Annotated in this window: 14 protein-coding genes; 1 reads left to right on the top strand and 13 read right to left on the bottom strand. The window is 62.2% G+C overall.

The genetic code is table 11. The features are described 5' to 3' along the window. The first annotated feature begins 36 nt into the window (after nucleotides 1-36). Complete coding sequence (locus tag GZ093_RS15390; RefSeq protein WP_296487444.1) at nucleotides 37-549, top strand: gluconokinase; 513 nt, start codon at nucleotides 37-39, stop codon at nucleotides 547-549. Here the strand turns inward: GZ093_RS15390 and GZ093_RS15385 are convergent. The 13 genes from GZ093_RS15385 to GZ093_RS15325 all read right to left on the bottom strand — a co-directional run bounded on the left by GZ093_RS15385 (nucleotide 532) and on the right by GZ093_RS15325 (nucleotide 15,158). Next, nucleotides 532-1,941 carry a mannitol dehydrogenase family protein gene (locus GZ093_RS15385; protein WP_296487440.1) on the bottom strand — a complete coding sequence of 470 codons (1,410 nt, stop codon included), beginning with the start codon at nucleotides 1,939-1,941 and terminating at the stop codon, nucleotides 532-534. The genes GZ093_RS15390 and GZ093_RS15385 overlap by 18 nt on opposite strands. 1 nt (nucleotide 1,942) lies before the next feature. After that, complete coding sequence (locus GZ093_RS15380; protein WP_296487437.1) at nucleotides 1,943-3,007, bottom strand: malate/lactate/ureidoglycolate dehydrogenase; 1,065 nt, start codon at nucleotides 3,005-3,007, stop codon at nucleotides 1,943-1,945. A 4-nt stretch (nucleotides 3,008-3,011) separates the two neighbouring features. Further along, nucleotides 3,012-4,538, bottom strand: a complete 1,527-nt coding sequence (locus tag GZ093_RS15375) for an altronate dehydratase family protein (RefSeq protein ID WP_296487435.1) — start codon at nucleotides 4,536-4,538, stop codon at nucleotides 3,012-3,014. 96 nt (nucleotides 4,539-4,634) lie between these two features. Further along, entirely contained in the window at nucleotides 4,635-6,026 is a 1,392-nt protein-coding gene (locus GZ093_RS15370; protein ID WP_296487430.1) for a TRAP transporter large permease, read from the bottom strand. Between the two features lie 7 nt (nucleotides 6,027-6,033). Further along, nucleotides 6,034-6,603 carry a TRAP transporter small permease gene (locus GZ093_RS15365; RefSeq protein WP_296487427.1) on the bottom strand — a complete coding sequence of 190 codons (570 nt, stop codon included), beginning with the start codon at nucleotides 6,601-6,603 and terminating at the stop codon, nucleotides 6,034-6,036. A gap of 81 nt (nucleotides 6,604-6,684) precedes the next feature. Beyond that, nucleotides 6,685-7,683, bottom strand: coding sequence for a sialic acid TRAP transporter substrate-binding protein SiaP (locus GZ093_RS15360; protein WP_296487424.1), 999 nt, complete (start codon nucleotides 7,681-7,683; stop codon nucleotides 6,685-6,687). Between the two features lie 38 nt (nucleotides 7,684-7,721). Next, nucleotides 7,722-8,438 carry a FadR/GntR family transcriptional regulator gene (locus GZ093_RS15355; protein WP_296487422.1) on the bottom strand — a complete coding sequence of 239 codons (717 nt, stop codon included), beginning with the start codon at nucleotides 8,436-8,438 and terminating at the stop codon, nucleotides 7,722-7,724. 201 nt (nucleotides 8,439-8,639) lie between these two features. Continuing rightward, a complete protein-coding gene (locus GZ093_RS15350; protein ID WP_363260897.1) occupies nucleotides 8,640-9,377 on the bottom strand; it encodes an SDR family NAD(P)-dependent oxidoreductase in 738 nt (245 codons plus the stop codon). Nucleotides 9,378-9,455: 78 nt separating this feature from the next. Continuing rightward, nucleotides 9,456-10,469: a 4-hydroxythreonine-4-phosphate dehydrogenase PdxA gene (gene pdxA / locus GZ093_RS15345; RefSeq protein ID WP_296487420.1), complete on the bottom strand. Its 1,014-nt coding sequence runs from the start codon at nucleotides 10,467-10,469 to the stop codon at nucleotides 9,456-9,458. A 19-nt stretch (nucleotides 10,470-10,488) separates the two neighbouring features. After that, nucleotides 10,489-11,625 carry a four-carbon acid sugar kinase family protein gene (locus GZ093_RS15340; protein ID WP_296487416.1) on the bottom strand — a complete coding sequence of 379 codons (1,137 nt, stop codon included), beginning with the start codon at nucleotides 11,623-11,625 and terminating at the stop codon, nucleotides 10,489-10,491. Between the two features lie 43 nt (nucleotides 11,626-11,668). Then, the gene (locus GZ093_RS15335; RefSeq protein WP_296487413.1) at nucleotides 11,669-12,733 is read right to left on the bottom strand and encodes an Ldh family oxidoreductase; all 1,065 of its coding nucleotides are present in this window, start codon (nucleotides 12,731-12,733) and stop codon (nucleotides 11,669-11,671) included. A 168-nt stretch (nucleotides 12,734-12,901) separates the two neighbouring features. Beyond that, nucleotides 12,902-13,657, bottom strand: coding sequence for an SDR family oxidoreductase (locus GZ093_RS15330; RefSeq protein ID WP_296487442.1), 756 nt, complete (start codon nucleotides 13,655-13,657; stop codon nucleotides 12,902-12,904). Continuing rightward, nucleotides 13,650-15,158, bottom strand: a complete 1,509-nt coding sequence (locus tag GZ093_RS15325) for a tripartite tricarboxylate transporter permease (protein WP_296487410.1) — start codon at nucleotides 15,156-15,158, stop codon at nucleotides 13,650-13,652. Before GZ093_RS15325 ends, GZ093_RS15330 begins: the two co-directional genes overlap by 8 nt. Nucleotide 15,159: the final 1 nt, after the last annotated feature.

The raw sequence follows: 15,159 nt of genomic DNA, 5'->3' as shown, positions 1-15,159 counted from the left end.
ATTGAGCGCTTGTGCATAGGAGAAAAGGTGACTGTGATGCGTTCCAATATTTTTGTTGTCATGGGTGTCAGTGGCTGCGGCAAAAGCACGGTGGGCGTCCAATTGGCCGCCGCCCTGGGCCTGGAGTTTCTCGAAGGCGACACCTTGCATTCGGCAGCCAACGTGGCTCGGATGGCCGCCGGTGTGGCTTTGAGCGACGCGGACCGTGCGGGCTGGCTGCAAACGCTGGCCGAGCGTATTGGAGCAGCGCGCTTGGCGGGCACGGGACTGGTGCTGTCGTGCTCGGCGCTCAAACGCGCCTACCGTGACATTCTGCGCCAAGGTGCACCCGACCTGCACCTTCTGTACCTGCATGGCGACCACGACTTGCTGGCAGCCCGCATGGCCGCGCGGACCGGCCATTACATGCCTGCGTCGTTGCTGGTCAGTCAGCTGGCCACGCTCGAAGTGCCGGAGCCGGAAGAAAATGCGCAAATCTTTGATGTCGCGAGTCCGCCCGAGGCGATTGTGGCCGCGGCGGTTGCCCGATGGTCAAGCGCGGGCGAGTGACGCAGCGTCGTTGAGCTGTGCCAGGGCGGCCAGGATGCCGCGCTGTGCGATCTGGTCCAGCCAATGGCTGACGCGGGCCAACCAGCACGCATCCTGTGGCAAGGCATCGCCCCAAATCGTGGTCAACGTGCCCAAGGCCTGCACCGTCGCCCTGGGGTTGTCTGCATGGGCCAGCGCCAGTGCATGCAGCTGCTCTGCCATGGGGTCGTGAATGATGTAGGCTTTCCCTTGCTCGTCGCTGCCGCGCAGGTAACGCATCCAGGCCGCGGCGGCAAACGCCAGTCGCTCCACGGATTGCCCGGTGCGCCGTGCCCCGAGTACCGAGGGCGGCCAGCGCTGTGGGATTTTTTGCGAACTGTCGGTGGCGATCTGGTGCACGCTGTGCTGCAGCGTGGGGTTGGCAAAGCGGGCGAGCAGCGCATCGCGGTAGCTGGCCCAATCCGGACGGCTGAGCTGCGGACCCACCTCCGCCGTCATCAGCCCATGGACGAACTGGCGGACGGCGGGTTGGGCGATGCACTCGCTGATCACGGGCAAACCCGCTACGGCACCGATGCAGGCCATGGCCGTGTGGCTGCCGTTGAGCAGACGCAGCTTGGCTTCTTCAAACGGGCCGACATCGTCCACCACCGTGACGCCCACGGCGGCCAGCGCATCACCGTCGACGGTGTCGACAAAGCGGCGTTCGATCACCCATTCCCAAAACGCCTCGGTACCGAGGGCGGCCTGGTCTGTCACACCCAGCGCCTGCGCTGCCGCCGCCAGACGGTCTGCGCTGGCGGCGGGGACGATGCGGTCGACCATGCTGCTGGGGAATGCACAGGTGGTGGCGATCCAATGCCCCAGCGCCGGGCTCTGGGCCAGCGCCGCCTCGACGCACAGCGCCTGCAACTGGCGACCGTTATGCGCCAGGTTGTCGCAGGAGGCGAGTGTCAGCCCGTGCAGGCCCACCGCATGGCGCGCTGCCAGTCCTTGCACCAGCAGTGCGGCCAGCGCCGGCCCGTAGCCTTTTTCGGTGACGGTGAGTGTGACCCAGCGGGTCGTGGGCGCGGCCAGTGCCTGCACCACTTTGGAGGGCTCGCGTGCGGCCACGCAGGTTTGCCAGAGCGCGCCGCTCACCTGCCAATGCACACCGGCACTGCTGGCGACCTGCACTGCGTAGAAGCCGTCCTGCGCGGCCAATGTGTCGGCCAGCGCCGTGCTGCGCATCGCGACACCGAGCACGCCCCAGCGCCCATCGCCACGCCGCAACAGAGCGTCAAATACCAGGCCCTGGTGGGCGCGGTGGAAGGCCCCCAGCCCGAGGTGCACAACGCCGACTGGGCCGTCGCGCGCGTAGCGTGGCACGTCAATGCCGCGTGCGGTCAAAGCCGGCAAGGACTGGGTGTTCAATTCAGTCTGGCAACGTGACGCCGACCTTGTGGCCGGCCGCGACAATCTCTTGCCAGGTCTGGGAATCCACTGCGATGCCCTCGGTTTGGCGTTGCTGGCGGTAGGCCCGCTCCGGGTCGCCGGCAATCTGCACGGCGTCAAAACCGGGTGCGACCGGCCCGGCCTGGAGCCAGTCGATGAAAGCCAGTGCTTCTTGCTCAAAAGTGGCCTGGGTGCCCAGCTTGGCCGGGTCGATCAGGATGGTCAGCATGCCGTTGACGATGGCCCGCACATCCGGGTTGGACGACTGGTGCCAGGTGCCGCTTCCGGTCAGAGCGCCGCCCAGCAGTTCGCAGGCTACCGCCAGGCCGTAACCTTTGTGTTCGCCAAAAGCCAGCAGCGCACCAAACAGACCATGGCTCTGGGGCACCACCACGACACCCGGGTCGGTGGTGGGCAGGCCGTGTTCGTCAATCAGGGTGCCGGGCTCGACGCGTCGGCCTTCGTTGTGCGCGACACGCATCTTGCCCTGCGCCACACGGCTGGTGGCGAAGTCCAGCACAAAAGGTTCGCGCCCCTTGAGCGGCACGCCAATGCAGCACGGGTTGGTGCCGTAGCGTCCGTCGGCGCCGCCAAAAGGCGCCACCACGGGGCGCGCCTGCACGTTGACGAAATGCAGGGACACCAGGCCCTGCGCCACCGCCATTTCGGCAAAGTGCCCGATGCGGCCCAGGTGGTGCGCATTGGCCAGCGTCACGATGCAGCTGCCATGGGTTTGGGCGCGAGTGATGCCGAGGCCCATCGCCTGTTCGCCGACGATCTGGCCATAACCGCGCTGCCCGTTCAGCGTCAGCAGCGAACCGGTGTCGAGAACGACCTGCACGCTGGTGTTCGGTTTGAGGCCGCCCTCGAGCACCGCCTCCACGTAACGCGGCAGCATGCCCACGCCATGAGAGTCGTGGCCGCTCAGGTTGGCCAGCACCAGGTTGGCCGCGACGCTTGCGGCCTCTTCGGGGGAACTGCCTGATGCTGCTAAAACAGTAGCTACTTGTGCCCGTAATTCGGGGGCTTGACGTGTTTTTTTCATAAAATTACATGACTGCGCCGACTTGCCAGGGTACAAACTCGTTTTGTCCGTAGCCGTGCAATTCGCTTTTGCTTTTGGCCCCTGAAGCAGTGGCCAAGACAAGTTCGAAAATGCGCTGCCCCATCTCGGCCACCGTGCGACTACCGTCGATGATCTCGCCGCAATTGAGGTCCATGTCGTCTTCCTGCTTGCGCCACAGCGCCGAGTTGGTCGACAGTTTGAGCGAGGGCGAAGGCGCGCAGCCGTAGGCCGAGCCGCGCCCGGTCGTGAAGCAAATCAGGTTGGCGCCGCCGGCGACCTGGCCGGTGGCGCTGACGGGGTCGTAGCCGGGCGTGTCCATGTAGACCAAGCCGTGAGCCTTCACGGCTTGCGCATATTCGTAGACCGCCTGCAGGTTGCTGGTGCCGCCTTTGGCGACAGCACCCAGCGATTTTTCCAGGATGGTGGTCAGCCCACCGGCTTTGTTGCCTGGCGAGGGGTTGTTGTTCATCTCGCCGTCGTTGGCATGGGTGTAATGCTCCCACCACTTGATGCGCTCGATCAGCTTTTCACCGACTTCGCGCTTCACGGCGCGGCGCGTCAGCAGGTGTTCGGCGCCATAAATCTCCGGGGTTTCGCTCAGGATGGCCGAGCCGCCGTGCGCCACCAGCAAGTCGACTGCCGCGCCCAGCGCCGGGTTGGCACTGATGCCGGAGTAGCCGTCCGAGCCGCCGCATTGCAGGCCGATGGTGATGTGCGCGGCGCTGCAGGGCTCGCGCTGGACCGCGTTGGCCTGGGGCAGCATGTCCTTGACCAGCGCAATGCCCTTGGCAACGGTTTTGGCCGTGCCACCGGTGTCCTGAATGCTGAACGCGCGCAGTGTGTCGCCTTCGCGCAGACTGCTGTTGGCCAGCCAGGCATTGATCTGATTGGACTCGCAGCCCAGCCCCACCACCAGCACGGCGGCGAAGTTGGCGTGGGTCGCATAGCCGGCCAAGGTGCGCTGCAAAATCTGCAGCCCCAAGCCGTCGCTGTCCATGCCGCAGCCGGTGCCGTGAGTCAGCGCCACCACACCGTCCACCTTGGGAAATGCGGCCAGCGCAGCCGGGTTGTTTTGGCGCGAAAAATGGTCGGCAATTGCACGCGCCGCCGTCGCCGAGCAGTTCACACTCGACAGGATGCCGATGTAGTTGCGCGTGGCGACGCGGCCGTCGGCGCGCTTGATGCCCATGAACGTGGCTTCACGCCGCGCTGGTTCGGGCTTGAGGTCGGCGCCAAAGGCGTAGTCGCGTTCGAAGTCGCCCTTGTTCGGGCCCATGTCCAGGTTGTGCGTGTGGATGTGCTCGCCGGGTGCTATTGGCCGGGAAGCAAAGCCGATGATCTGGTTGTATCGCCGCACCGGCTCGCCCGCTGCGATGGCATGGGTGGCAATTTTGTGGCCGGCTGGGATCAGGCCCTTAATGACGATGCCATCAGCCGAGCTGCCACTGACCAGCTGGGTGCGGGCAATCAGGACATCGTCTTGCGGGTGGAGCCGAATGGTGGGATTCATGAGCAAAAGTCTCCTGGTCCGTTTAGTCTGAACTCGTCGAAGCCGCATTCGAAGTTGTGGCGCATTCTTCAACAGGTTCAGGGCAAACGGGTAGTGTCAATAAAACATCCTGGGCAACCACAAGAAGAGCGCAGGGAAATAGGTGATGATGGCCAGACTGAGGAGCAGCGGCAGGAACCATGGCAAGATGGCCACCGTAGTGCGCTCGACACTCATGCCAGTGATCCGGGCCATGATAAACAATACCAGTCCAACGGGTGGCGTCAGCAGTCCGATCATCAGGTTCAGCACCATGACCAAACCGAAGTGGATTGGGTCGATGCCCAATTGCTGTGCGATGGGCAACAAGATGGGGACCAAAATGGTGATGGCTGCGGTGGGCTCCAGAAAGCAACCGACAAACAGCATCAGCAGGTTCGCCAGCAGTAAAAATGACCAGGCCTCATGGGTAAAGCCCAGCACCCAGGAGGCAATGGCTGCGGTCACGCCAGTGGCCGTGAGCATCCAGGCAAAGATGGACGAAGCAGCCACGATGAAAAGCACGGTTGCCGTGGTTTCCACCGTCTCAAGACATACCTTGGTGAAGACCTTGAAGGACAGCGTGCGGTACCAGAAGAAGCCCAGCACCATGGCCCACAGGCAAGCCGCGATGGCGCCCTCTGTGGGCGTAAAGAGGCCGGTCGTCATGCCGCCAACCAGTAGCACCGGGGTCATGATGGGAAGCACGGCATGGAAGCGGAAAAAGCGGTCGGCAGCAAACAGCAAAAACAATCCGGCAAAGACCGTGATGCGGGGCGGGGCACCGGCCTGGACCAACAGCCAGACGACAACCGGCCAGCCAATGACAATGGCAAATTCGGATACTGCCTTGCCAAAGCGACCGGCGTTGAACTTGACGTCGCCGCCCCAGCCGTTGCGCCAGGCAAAGTAGCTCACTGCACCCATCATGAGCAGCGCCAGCAACAGCCCGGGGACGATACCCGCCAGAAACAGGCTGCCCACCGAGACATTGGCCAGCATCGCGTAAATCACGAAAGGCAAGCTGGGGGGAATGATGGGACCGAGCGTTGCCGATGCCGCAGTGACGCCGGCCGCGAATTCGCTGGAATAGCCCTGCTCCTTCATGGCCTTGATCTCGATGGTGCCCAGCCCGGCAGCATCGGCAATGGCGGTGCCGCTCATGCCGGAAAAGATCACTGAGGCCATGATATTGACGTGGCCCAGGCCACCCTTGAGCCAGCCCACCAGCGCCAGTGCCAAACTGAAGATGCGGTTGGTGATGCCAGCGTTGTTCATCAGGTTACCAGCCAGAATGAAAAAGGGTACGGCCAGCAGAGGGAAACTGTCGATGCCGCTGATCATGCGATGGATAACGACAAAGGCCGGAATGCTGCCAGTCCAAAGCGTGTAGATGATCACCGAGCCCGCCATCGCGATAGCAACCGGCAGGCCGCCGCTCATCAGAAATAGAAATATGATTTTCAGCATGATGCGCTCAGCGGTCCTGTAGGGTGGTTTCTGGCCGTTCGAGCACGCTGTAGCCGCGGCGACGGTGGATGAGCAGCACTTGCATCGAGCGCCATGTCATGGCGATAAAGCCGACCAGACAGACGGCATAGATCACATTCATCGGCAGGTCGACCATGGTCATTCGCGTGCTGTTGCCAAGCCGGTACATCATCATGCAAGTTAGCACCACGGCGACAGCGAAAAACAGCGTGCGCAGCACGTCAACAGCCGTCGACAGCCAGCGGCCGACCACCGGGGGAAGGAAGCGGTAGATAAAATCAACATGAATGTGGGTGTTGCGGGCCACACCGATGGATGCGCCGATGAAGACCACACCAATCAGCAGGAAACGGGCAATTTCCTCGGTCCAGGCCGCCGAGTTATTGAGCGCATAACGCGTGAAAAACTGGTAGAACACAGTCACACCCAGAACCCAGAAGATCCCAAGCGCGACCCAGCCCTCCAAAGTGGTGTCGGACAAATCCACCGGTTCGTCGTGCGCGTGAAATTCACCGTCCGCGCTGATCACACGCTCGTTATCGTCGCTTGAAGGCATGAAAATTCCGTTCTTTGTGATGACCAGGGCAAGCACGCCGCGAGCGGCGGAACCGGTTCGCGGCGTGCTTGTTGATGTGGCTTACTTGATGGCGATGATGCGGTCGTAGTCAATCTGGCGGTAACCGTAGTCGGTTGGCTTGGCGTTTTTCAGCACGGCCTCGCGGAATGCATTTTTGTCAACCGTGATCACGTTGATGCCCTTCTGCTTGAACTCCTCGACGAGACGGGTTTCCGAGGCGATGATGTCACGCCCGGCTTTCTCGGCGGCATCCTGCATCACCTCGCTAAAGATCTTCTTGTCAGCGTCCGACAACTTGCTCCAGACTGAGCCACCCACAATGGTCAGCAGTGAGTCCACGATGTGCCCGGTCAGCGAGATGTTTTTCTGCACTTCAAAAAACTTTTTGGCCAGAATGGTGGGCAGCGGGTTTTCCTGCGCGTCCACAGTGCCATTCTGCAGGGCCAGATAGACCTCGGCAAATGCAATCGGTGTGGCATTGGCGCCCAATGATTTCGGGAACGCAAGGTAAGCCGGTGCGTCAGGCACGCGAATCTTTAGGTCCTTCATGTCAGCAGGGGTACGCACCTGCTTATTTGAAGTGACGTGACGAGCGCCGTAGTAGGTTAGCGCCGTAATGTGGTTACCGCTCTTGGCGTCATAGTCCTTCGCCAACTCCTTGAACACGTCGCTCTTGGCATATTTGAGCTGATGCTCGGCGTCCCGGAAGATGAACGGGAAGTAGGTCACGGCCAGGGGCTTGTAGGTATTGCCCGCAAAGCTTGAGCCACTCAGGATGATGTCCACCGTGCCCAGGGTCAGACCCTGGTTGATGTCACTCTCCTTACCCAGCGATGAGGCTGGAAAGACCTGCACCTCGTAGCGGCCATTGGTACGCTTCTTGATCTCGTCACTGGCCCAGACCGACCACTTGTGGAAGGGTTCGGACGTCTCGTAGACGTGTGCCCATTTCAGTTTGGTCTGCGCACTGGCAATGCCAAATGTGCCTGCAGCCCCCGTAAATAATACACATGCTGCTACTAATTTAATTGCGATGGTTGTCAATTCACGTTTTTTCATGATGTCTCCTCGGTTGGTGGTTTTGAAGTTGCTGGGCGTTAAGAGGGCTTTGCGCGGTGCCAGCTCGCGCTGTAACGGGTATGGGCTTTTTTCAAGTGGCGTTGCATGGCGCTGCGTGCGGCGCCCGCGTCGTGGGCGCGGATCGCATCAAGCACCGCGGCGTGTTCGATCAGGGCGGCATCCCAGGACTTCTGGTCTTCAAAATAGTCGCCCAGTCGCTCGAACAGCGTGCCGTGTCGGGCTTGCCAGTAGCCGCAGATGGTGTCGCGCAGCACCTCGTTGCCGCAGGCTTGGGCGATCGCATTGTGAAAGGCCTCGTCGCCCTCACGGGGTATCTGCCCTTTGGCGACTTCGTCGCGCATTTGCTGCAAGGCGTCACCAATGAATTGAAGGTCTGCTTTTTTGGCGTTGCGGGCCGCCAGTGCCGCCACCTCGCTCTCCACCAGCTCGCGCGCCCGCATCAGCTCCAAGGGCCCCCACTCGACCGTGTCGCTGGCCTTTTTGCGCGAGGGTTGACGGGTTTTTGGTTCGAGCACATAAATGCCTGAGCCGGTGCGCACCTCGATCACTTTCTCCACCTCCAGCGCAATCAAGGCTTCGCGCACCGAAGGACGGCTCACGCCCAGTTGCTTGGCCAGTTCTCGTTCGGCCGGCAGGCGTGTACCGGCCGCAAACTCGCCCCTGCTGATCAGCGAGCGCAATTGCTCGGCAATCTGACGGTACAAGCGTTGCGGCTGGATGACTTTCAATGGCATGCTGGGCACTTTTGAAACGTTGTTAAAGGTTGATCAGAATTGGACAATTGGTCAGGCCAATTGATAGTCTCATGATTCGATCCGCCGGACATCCGGTTAAACCCTGTACTGCCTCAAATTGCCTCATGAAGCCGCAAGCCCCCATTGGGGCGATCCGGCTGCGCCAAGGCAAGCCGCGCCGCGCGGTCTGGGCTTGCATACTCAGGGCATGAGCTGGCCACCATTGACCTCGATGATCTGGCCGGTGAGGTAGCCCGACAGCACATCGTCGGCCAGGAATAAGTAGGCTCCCACACATTCGTCGGGTGTTCCCAGTCGGCCCATCGGGATACCGCGGCGTGCCCCTTCGAGCTGCTCGGGCGTGGAGTTGCGTGCGTGAAAGTCGGTCAGGATGACGCCCGGAGCCACGCCGTTGACGCGCACGCCGTGGGGTGCCATTTCGCGCGCGAACACGCGGGTCATGGTGCTGACAAATGCCTTGGCTGCACCGTACAGCCCCGCGCCGTCACTGCCGCCGGTGCGCGCGGCAATCGAGGTGGTGTTGATCATGTTGCCGTGCCCGGCGCGGCGCATCACGGGCGCGGCAGCGCGGCAGATGGCGAAGGCCGCGTGGATGTTGAGGCCGATCACGCGGTCGAAGTCCTCGTCGCTGGCCTGTTCCAGCGCACGACGGCCAAACATGTCGCCCGCGTTGTTGATCAGGATATCCAGACCGCCGAAGGCTTGGACGGCCTGCGCCACCAGTTGGTCGGGTACGCTGCGATCCAGCATGTCACCCGCCAGCGTGATGGCCTGGCCGCCGGCCTGCCGGATGGCATCGGCTACGCCTTGCGCGCCCGCCTGGTTGCGTGAGTAATGCACCCGCCGCGCCGAAGGATTGCGCGACGGCCGCACCGATGCCGGAACCACCGCCGGTGACCAGCACAGATTTGCCTGCAAACTGCAGCGCCTGGGAGGGGTTGACCATGATGTGTTTTCCTGTGATGTGTAGAGATTGACCGGGTTGGGGTAGCTGAGTCAGACTGCAGGACGTGCGGCACGTCGACCCTGGACCAGCGTCATGGCGTACTGGATGGCATCGACCATGCTCTCGGCGCTGGCGCGGCCCGTGCCCGCGATGTCGAATGCCGTGCCGTGGTCCACCGACGTGCGCAGAATCGGCAGGCCCAACGTGATGTTGACGCCGCTGACCGCCTGCCACACGCCGGTGACCGGGTCGATGCTGAAGCCCAACAGTTTGACCGGGATGTGGCCTTGGTCGTGGTACATCGCCACCACCGCATCGAACTGCTCGGCGCGCAGCTTGATGAACACCGTGTCACCGGGCCAGGGGCCGGTCACGGCGTGGCCGGCAGCGGCGTATTCTGCCACCAGGGGGGCGATGACGGCGCCGTCTTCCTTGCCGAGAATGCCGCCTTCGCCTGCGTGCGGATTGAGCCCGGCCACGGCCACGCGCGGCTCACGGATGCCCAGCGCGTGCAGGGCTTCGAGCGTCACATCGAGCACCCGGCGCAGGCGCTGCGGCGTGAGTCGGGCCGGCACCTCGGCCAGGGAGCAGTGGGTGGTGACATGGGTCACGCGCATCGGCCCATGGGCCAGCATCATCACGCCGTCGCGCATGCCGGTCAGATGGGCCAGCATTTCGGTGTGGCCTTCGAACGGATAGCCTGCCATGTGCAGTGCCTCCTTGCACAGCGGAGCGGTCACGATGGCGTCGGCTTCGGCGCTCTGGCAGAGCTGCACGGCACGTTCCACGGCACGGTAGGCCCAGTGACCGCCAGCTTCGCTGATTTGGCCGATGGTCAGCGGCTGCGTGACCGGCCCGACGTCGACCATGTCCAGTACCGCAGCGGTGTCGAGTTGCAGCAGACGCGCGGCTTGCGCCAGTGCCTGGGCACTGCCCAGTACCTTGAGTTCGATGCGGCCCTGCGCGACGAGATCGCGCATCTGGTGCGCGGCCTTGACAATGATCTCGGGGCCGATGCCCGCCGGGTCGCCCATGGTCAGGGCCAATCGGATGGGTGCGTTCATGGGATGCGTTCCTTGGAAGTCAATCGGTGTGGGGTGAAAGGGAGAGTGTGTCCAACAGGGCGCGCAGGTCGTCGGGCGGGCCGAAGGCGCCCGAACGAGAATAACAAGTGAGGCCATCCCACAACCCACCGACCAGACGGGCGCGGCCCCAGCCCGCGCGCGGACTGGCGCTGGCTTGCAGGCTGCGCACATCGGCCGCCCGGCACAGGGCCAACAAGGTGTCGCCGCCCACGACCACCAGTGTGCTCGGGCGGGGCCGGCTGGTGACGATGGTGTGCATGTCTTGCATTAACCGAGCCTTCGCCTCGGCAGGACAAAGGGGTTGTGCCTCGGCCAGATCGAGCAGGTTGGTGCCTGCAACGGGCGATGGCAGGTGACGCAACTGCTCTCGCAGCACCGGGTGGCGGCTGGCGGTGAGCACCAGCGTCAAGCCCTGGGCCGTGGCTGGTGGGGCCGTCGAGACCTCGCTGCTGGCGCGTGACGATGTTGCGGCTGCGGCCTGCCGCGCCAGCGCCCAGGCCAGCCCGGCGCTGCCACACCACAACCAGCGCCTCGCTTGCGGCTGTGCAGCGAGACCCGCGACCTGGTCCAGGTCGTGGTCACTCAGAATGTCGGGAATCACGACTTTGCCCGTGTCTTGCAGGCTATCTTGCACACGGGTTGGAATGTGCGCGCTTAGGCCAACGTTGGCAAAGGCCTGCACCAGCGTGCCGGCCTGTTCGTGCGTGCGCGGGCCGTGGGGCTGGTGCGGTGGCGCCACCCAGTGGCATCCCCGGGCCGTGAAGCGCCCCTGCGCAGGAAAGGCCGGTGCGAACACCACGCCAGCAAAATGGCCGCTGCGCATGAGCCAGGCGATCTCATTACAGGTGTTGCCGCGCAGCAGACTGTCGATTTTTTTGAAGGCGTTGTCGGTGGCGACTAGCCAGTCCAGGCTGGGTGTCAGCAAGGCCGGCAGGCTGGCGGGCGGCACGTCGCGTGTGCCCGTGGCGACGACCTGCACCGTCTGTGCGGATTGACCGGGCCGGTCTAGAAAAACCGGCACGTCGCCCGCGTCGGCCCATGCCGCGGCACTGTCGAGTGCGCCGGTCAGATCGTCTGCCAGGATGTGCCAGGTTTTCATGCCGCTGCGCAGGCGCTGGTCGTCCTTGAATTCCATTTCCGCACCATCCGACCGGACCCTCCAATAGTCTCAAACACCATTATTTTTCAAGCGGTGCTGGCAACTGCATGCCGTAGCGCTGCGCACATTCGGCTAGCGCCGGCGGGATGGTCGGATGCAGCGTGATGCCACCGCACACCTGTTCCTTCCGGCGCGAAAGTGCCCTGTCGCCAGGCATGCGCACCGCATTGAAACCCGGCCGCGGCGGATTATTTCTGCACGCATCCCCGAGCCAATCCGTCTGGCGCACAAAGTCCGTGGCGCCGCCGAACGCCGCCGGATCGTACAGGGACATAAACACCGTGGCGCCCCACCCATCAGCGGGATCCGCGCGACCGTGGCCGGCCAGCCCCCCGGTGAGCGCCTCGATCAACAACGCCAAGCCAAAGCCCTTGTGCCCTGAGCTCATGCCACCCAAAGGCATGATGGTGCCGGGCGGATTCGTGGAGAGCACGCCCGGGTCGCGACTTGGATTGCCCTCGGCATCCAGCATGCATGCTTCGTCGAACTGCCTGCCCGCTTTCTGTAGGCGCGCACTCATCCCGTTGGTCGTTATCGAGGAAGAAATGTCAATCAGGAATGGCGTGGTCGAAGTCGGAATGCCGGCGGCGATCGGGTTGGGCGTGAAGACGGCCCGCGTTCCGCCGTGCGGGGCAACGCTTTGGACGGCCGGGTCGGAACTCGCCAGTAACAGCATGAAACCAGCCTCGGTTGCGCGCAGCATGTAAGTGGCGAGACAAGCAATGTGGTGACTGCGCCGGATGACGAGCGTCGCGCTGCCATACTGGCGTGCACGCGGCGTCAGCGCATCAATGCCGCTCAACACCAGCCAGGGCCCAGGCAAACGCCGCCCGTCCCACAGCAGAGAGGCGCCACGATCGGAAAGCACCTCCGGGGTGCCCGAGCGAGTCATGGTGCCGTTTTCGAGTTCCTTGACATAAGGCGCAAGCAATGCCAGCCCGTGTGTGTCGTGGCCCATCAAGTCGCCCTCGACCAGCGTCCGGGCGACCGCCTTGGCCGGCGCAGAGTCCAGGCCCGCCGTTTGCAGCAACTCAACTGCGAAGCGGGTCAACGCCTCGGCAGAATAACGATCAGTGTCGCCCATCAGCGGACCGCCTCTTTGCAGGTCACAAAGGCCCGATTGCCTGAAAAACGGCATCGAATACGTTTAGCCATCACATTTTCCTCATGGAAGTGGCGCGCTCACCGCGCCCTGGTTGGGTTGATCGATTTGCCGCAGCTCTCGTCGCTTTGAAGGCGGCAAGGGACAGCGTCAAGGCATGTACTGCCCGCCATTGACCTCAATGATCTGCCCAGTCACATAACTGGACAACTTTTCCGAGGCGAGGTAAATGAAAGCGCCGACGCATTCGTCGGCCGTGCCGAGTCGACCCATCGGGATTGTCAGACGCATTGCTTCAAGTTGCTCGGGTGTGGAAAATTTCTCATGGAACGGCGTCGTGATCACCCCGGGGGCGACGGCATTGACACGAATCTGCCGGCCTATGAGTTCCTTCGCGAGGCTCTTGGTCGCAGTGCTGACAAACCCCTTGGAGCCGGCATACAGGCTGGCGCCCGGCCCGCCGCCGTTGCGAGCGGCAATACTGGTCAGATTGATGATGCCGCTGCCCCTCGCCATGAGCGGTACGGCGTATTTCGTGCACATCAACATCGAGCGCACGTTCAGACCCACGATATCGTCGAAGATCTCATCACTCAGATCGGTGATGGGAACGCGCTTGACCAAGGCGCCAGCGTTGTTGATGAGCAGGTCGATGCGTTGGAAGCGCGTGGCCGTTTCCGTGACCACCCGTTCGCACTCGCTGCTTCGGCGCAGATCGCCTTGCACCACCAGCGCTTCGCCGCCAGCCTTTTCGACCGCCGCGGCTACTTCCATCGCGGCGGCCATGGAACTGTTGTAGTGCACCACCACTTTGCAGCCAAGTGCGCCGAAGGCTTTTGCACAGGCTGCACCAATACCGGTGGAAGCACCCGTTATGAGAACAACTTTTCCTCTTAAATCATCCATTGACATAGATTTCCGTTATCTGCTTTTTGCGTAGCAGGCGCATGACAATGGGCATGCTCCAAACGAGAATGGTTAGTACACCCAGGGTACCTGCGATCGGTCGGTTGAAAAACGCGACAAAGTTTCCATCCGATTTGATCATCGAGCTGATGAAGTTTTCTTCCAGCATTCCGCCCAACACCACGCCGAGAATCGTGGGGGCGATCGGAAAACCGTTTTCTTCCATCAGGTAGGCCAGCATGCCAAAGCCGAGCATGATGCCGACATCAAATGCGCTGTTGTTGATGGAGTAGGAGCCGACGATGCAAAACAGCAGAATCAATGGCATCAGAATGTTGCGCGGTACTTCGAGAATCTTCTTGGCCAGTTTGATGGTAAGGAAACCGAGCGGCAACATCAGCAAATTGGCAAGAATGAAAACAATGAAGACCGAGTACATTGCCACCGGATTGGTCACGAAAATCATGGGTCCTGGGTTCAGGTTCTTCATGTAAAGCACGCCAATGACGATGGCTGTAATTGAGTCGCCAGGAATGCCGAACACCAGCGCCGGAATCCACGCGCCTGCCAGCGATGAGTTATTGGCCGCACTCGCTTCGACAATGCCTTCCACGTGACCCGTGCCAAATTTCTCCGGCTCCTTGGAGAATTTTTTGCTCACCGCATAAGCCATATAGGCAGCGATGTCCGCGCCGGCGCCAGGCAGCGCCCCCACAGTCGTGCCGAGTATGCTGCCGCGCAGGATGGACGCTGGATACTTGACCGTCAAACCCCACATGCCCGCGAACACATTGCCGATCTTGCTTTGCACGACCTTCATTTTTTGGCCGGCGCTGATCGCGTACCGCAGTACCTCTGATACGGCGAACATCCCCACCATGATAGGCACCAGCGATAGGCCGCCCAGGAGATCGCTATTGCCAAATGTGAAGCGCGGAAAGCCGGCAGGATTGCCCATGCCGACACAGGCGATCATTAAGCCCAGAAACAAGGACACAAAGCCTTTGACTGGACTGTTGGAGGCGATGAAAATCGCACAGGTAAGGCCGAGCAGCACGAGCCAGAAATATTCAAAAGACGAAAACTTCAGCGCCAATTCCGCCAGCGAGGGGGCGGCCGTGATGAGTACGAAGGTGCCGATCAGACCGCCGATAACAGAAAACAACAAACCTGCGCCCAACGCAACTTCGGCCTGGCCTTTCTTGGTCATTGAATGGGCCTCATCGGTATAGGCTGCCGAGGCGGGCGTACCGGGGATGCGCAGCAGGCAGCCCGGTATATCACCGGAGAAAATCGCCATCGCGGTGGCGGTAACCATGGCCGCGATCGCAGGCACAGGCGGCATGAAGAACGTGACAGGAACCAGAAGCGCGACCGCCATGGTGGCACTCAAGCCGGGAACTGATCCGACGAACAGACCATAAATGGCTGCAAGAAGGATGACGCCCAGCACATACGGGTCGAAGACCTGTCCGAAGGCGGCTAAGAGATTAGCGAGCATA

Origin of the sequence: Rhodoferax sp. (assembly GCF_010365055.1) — a bacterium.
In the GTDB taxonomy this organism is placed as follows: domain Bacteria; phylum Pseudomonadota; class Gammaproteobacteria; order Burkholderiales; family Burkholderiaceae_C; genus Rhodoferax.
Note: the sequence above shows the minus strand (reverse complement) of the source record. Positions and strands in the feature narration are given on the sequence as shown.

What these genes read in the sequence shown, in the direction of transcription:
- GZ093_RS15390 (WP_296487444.1), top strand. Translation starts at nt 37, where the DNA reads ATGCGTTCCAATATTTTTGTTGTCATGGGTGTCAGTGGCTGCGGCAAA.
- GZ093_RS15380 (WP_296487437.1), bottom strand. Translation starts at nt 3,007, where the DNA reads ATGAAAAAAACACGTCAAGCCCCCGAATTACGGGCACAAGTAGCTACT.
- GZ093_RS15375 (WP_296487435.1), bottom strand. Translation starts at nt 4,538, where the DNA reads ATGAATCCCACCATTCGGCTCCACCCGCAAGACGATGTCCTGATTGCC.
- GZ093_RS15370 (WP_296487430.1), bottom strand. Translation starts at nt 6,026, where the DNA reads ATGCTGAAAATCATATTTCTATTTCTGATGAGCGGCGGCCTGCCGGTT.
- GZ093_RS15365 (WP_296487427.1), bottom strand. Translation starts at nt 6,603, where the DNA reads ATGCCTTCAAGCGACGATAACGAGCGTGTGATCAGCGCGGACGGTGAA.
- GZ093_RS15360 (WP_296487424.1), bottom strand. Translation starts at nt 7,683, where the DNA reads ATGAAAAAACGTGAATTGACAACCATCGCAATTAAATTAGTAGCAGCA.
- GZ093_RS15355 (WP_296487422.1), bottom strand. Translation starts at nt 8,438, where the DNA reads ATGCCATTGAAAGTCATCCAGCCGCAACGCTTGTACCGTCAGATTGCC.
- pdxA (WP_296487420.1), bottom strand. Translation starts at nt 10,469, where the DNA reads ATGAACGCACCCATCCGATTGGCCCTGACCATGGGCGACCCGGCGGGC.
- GZ093_RS15340 (WP_296487416.1), bottom strand. Translation starts at nt 11,625, where the DNA reads ATGGAATTCAAGGACGACCAGCGCCTGCGCAGCGGCATGAAAACCTGG.
- GZ093_RS15335 (WP_296487413.1), bottom strand. Translation starts at nt 12,733, where the DNA reads ATGGGCGACACTGATCGTTATTCTGCCGAGGCGTTGACCCGCTTCGCA.
- GZ093_RS15330 (WP_296487442.1), bottom strand. Translation starts at nt 13,657, where the DNA reads ATGGATGATTTAAGAGGAAAAGTTGTTCTCATAACGGGTGCTTCCACC.
- GZ093_RS15325 (WP_296487410.1), bottom strand. Translation starts at nt 15,158, where the DNA reads ATGCTCGCTAATCTCTTAGCCGCCTTCGGACAGGTCTTCGACCCGTAT.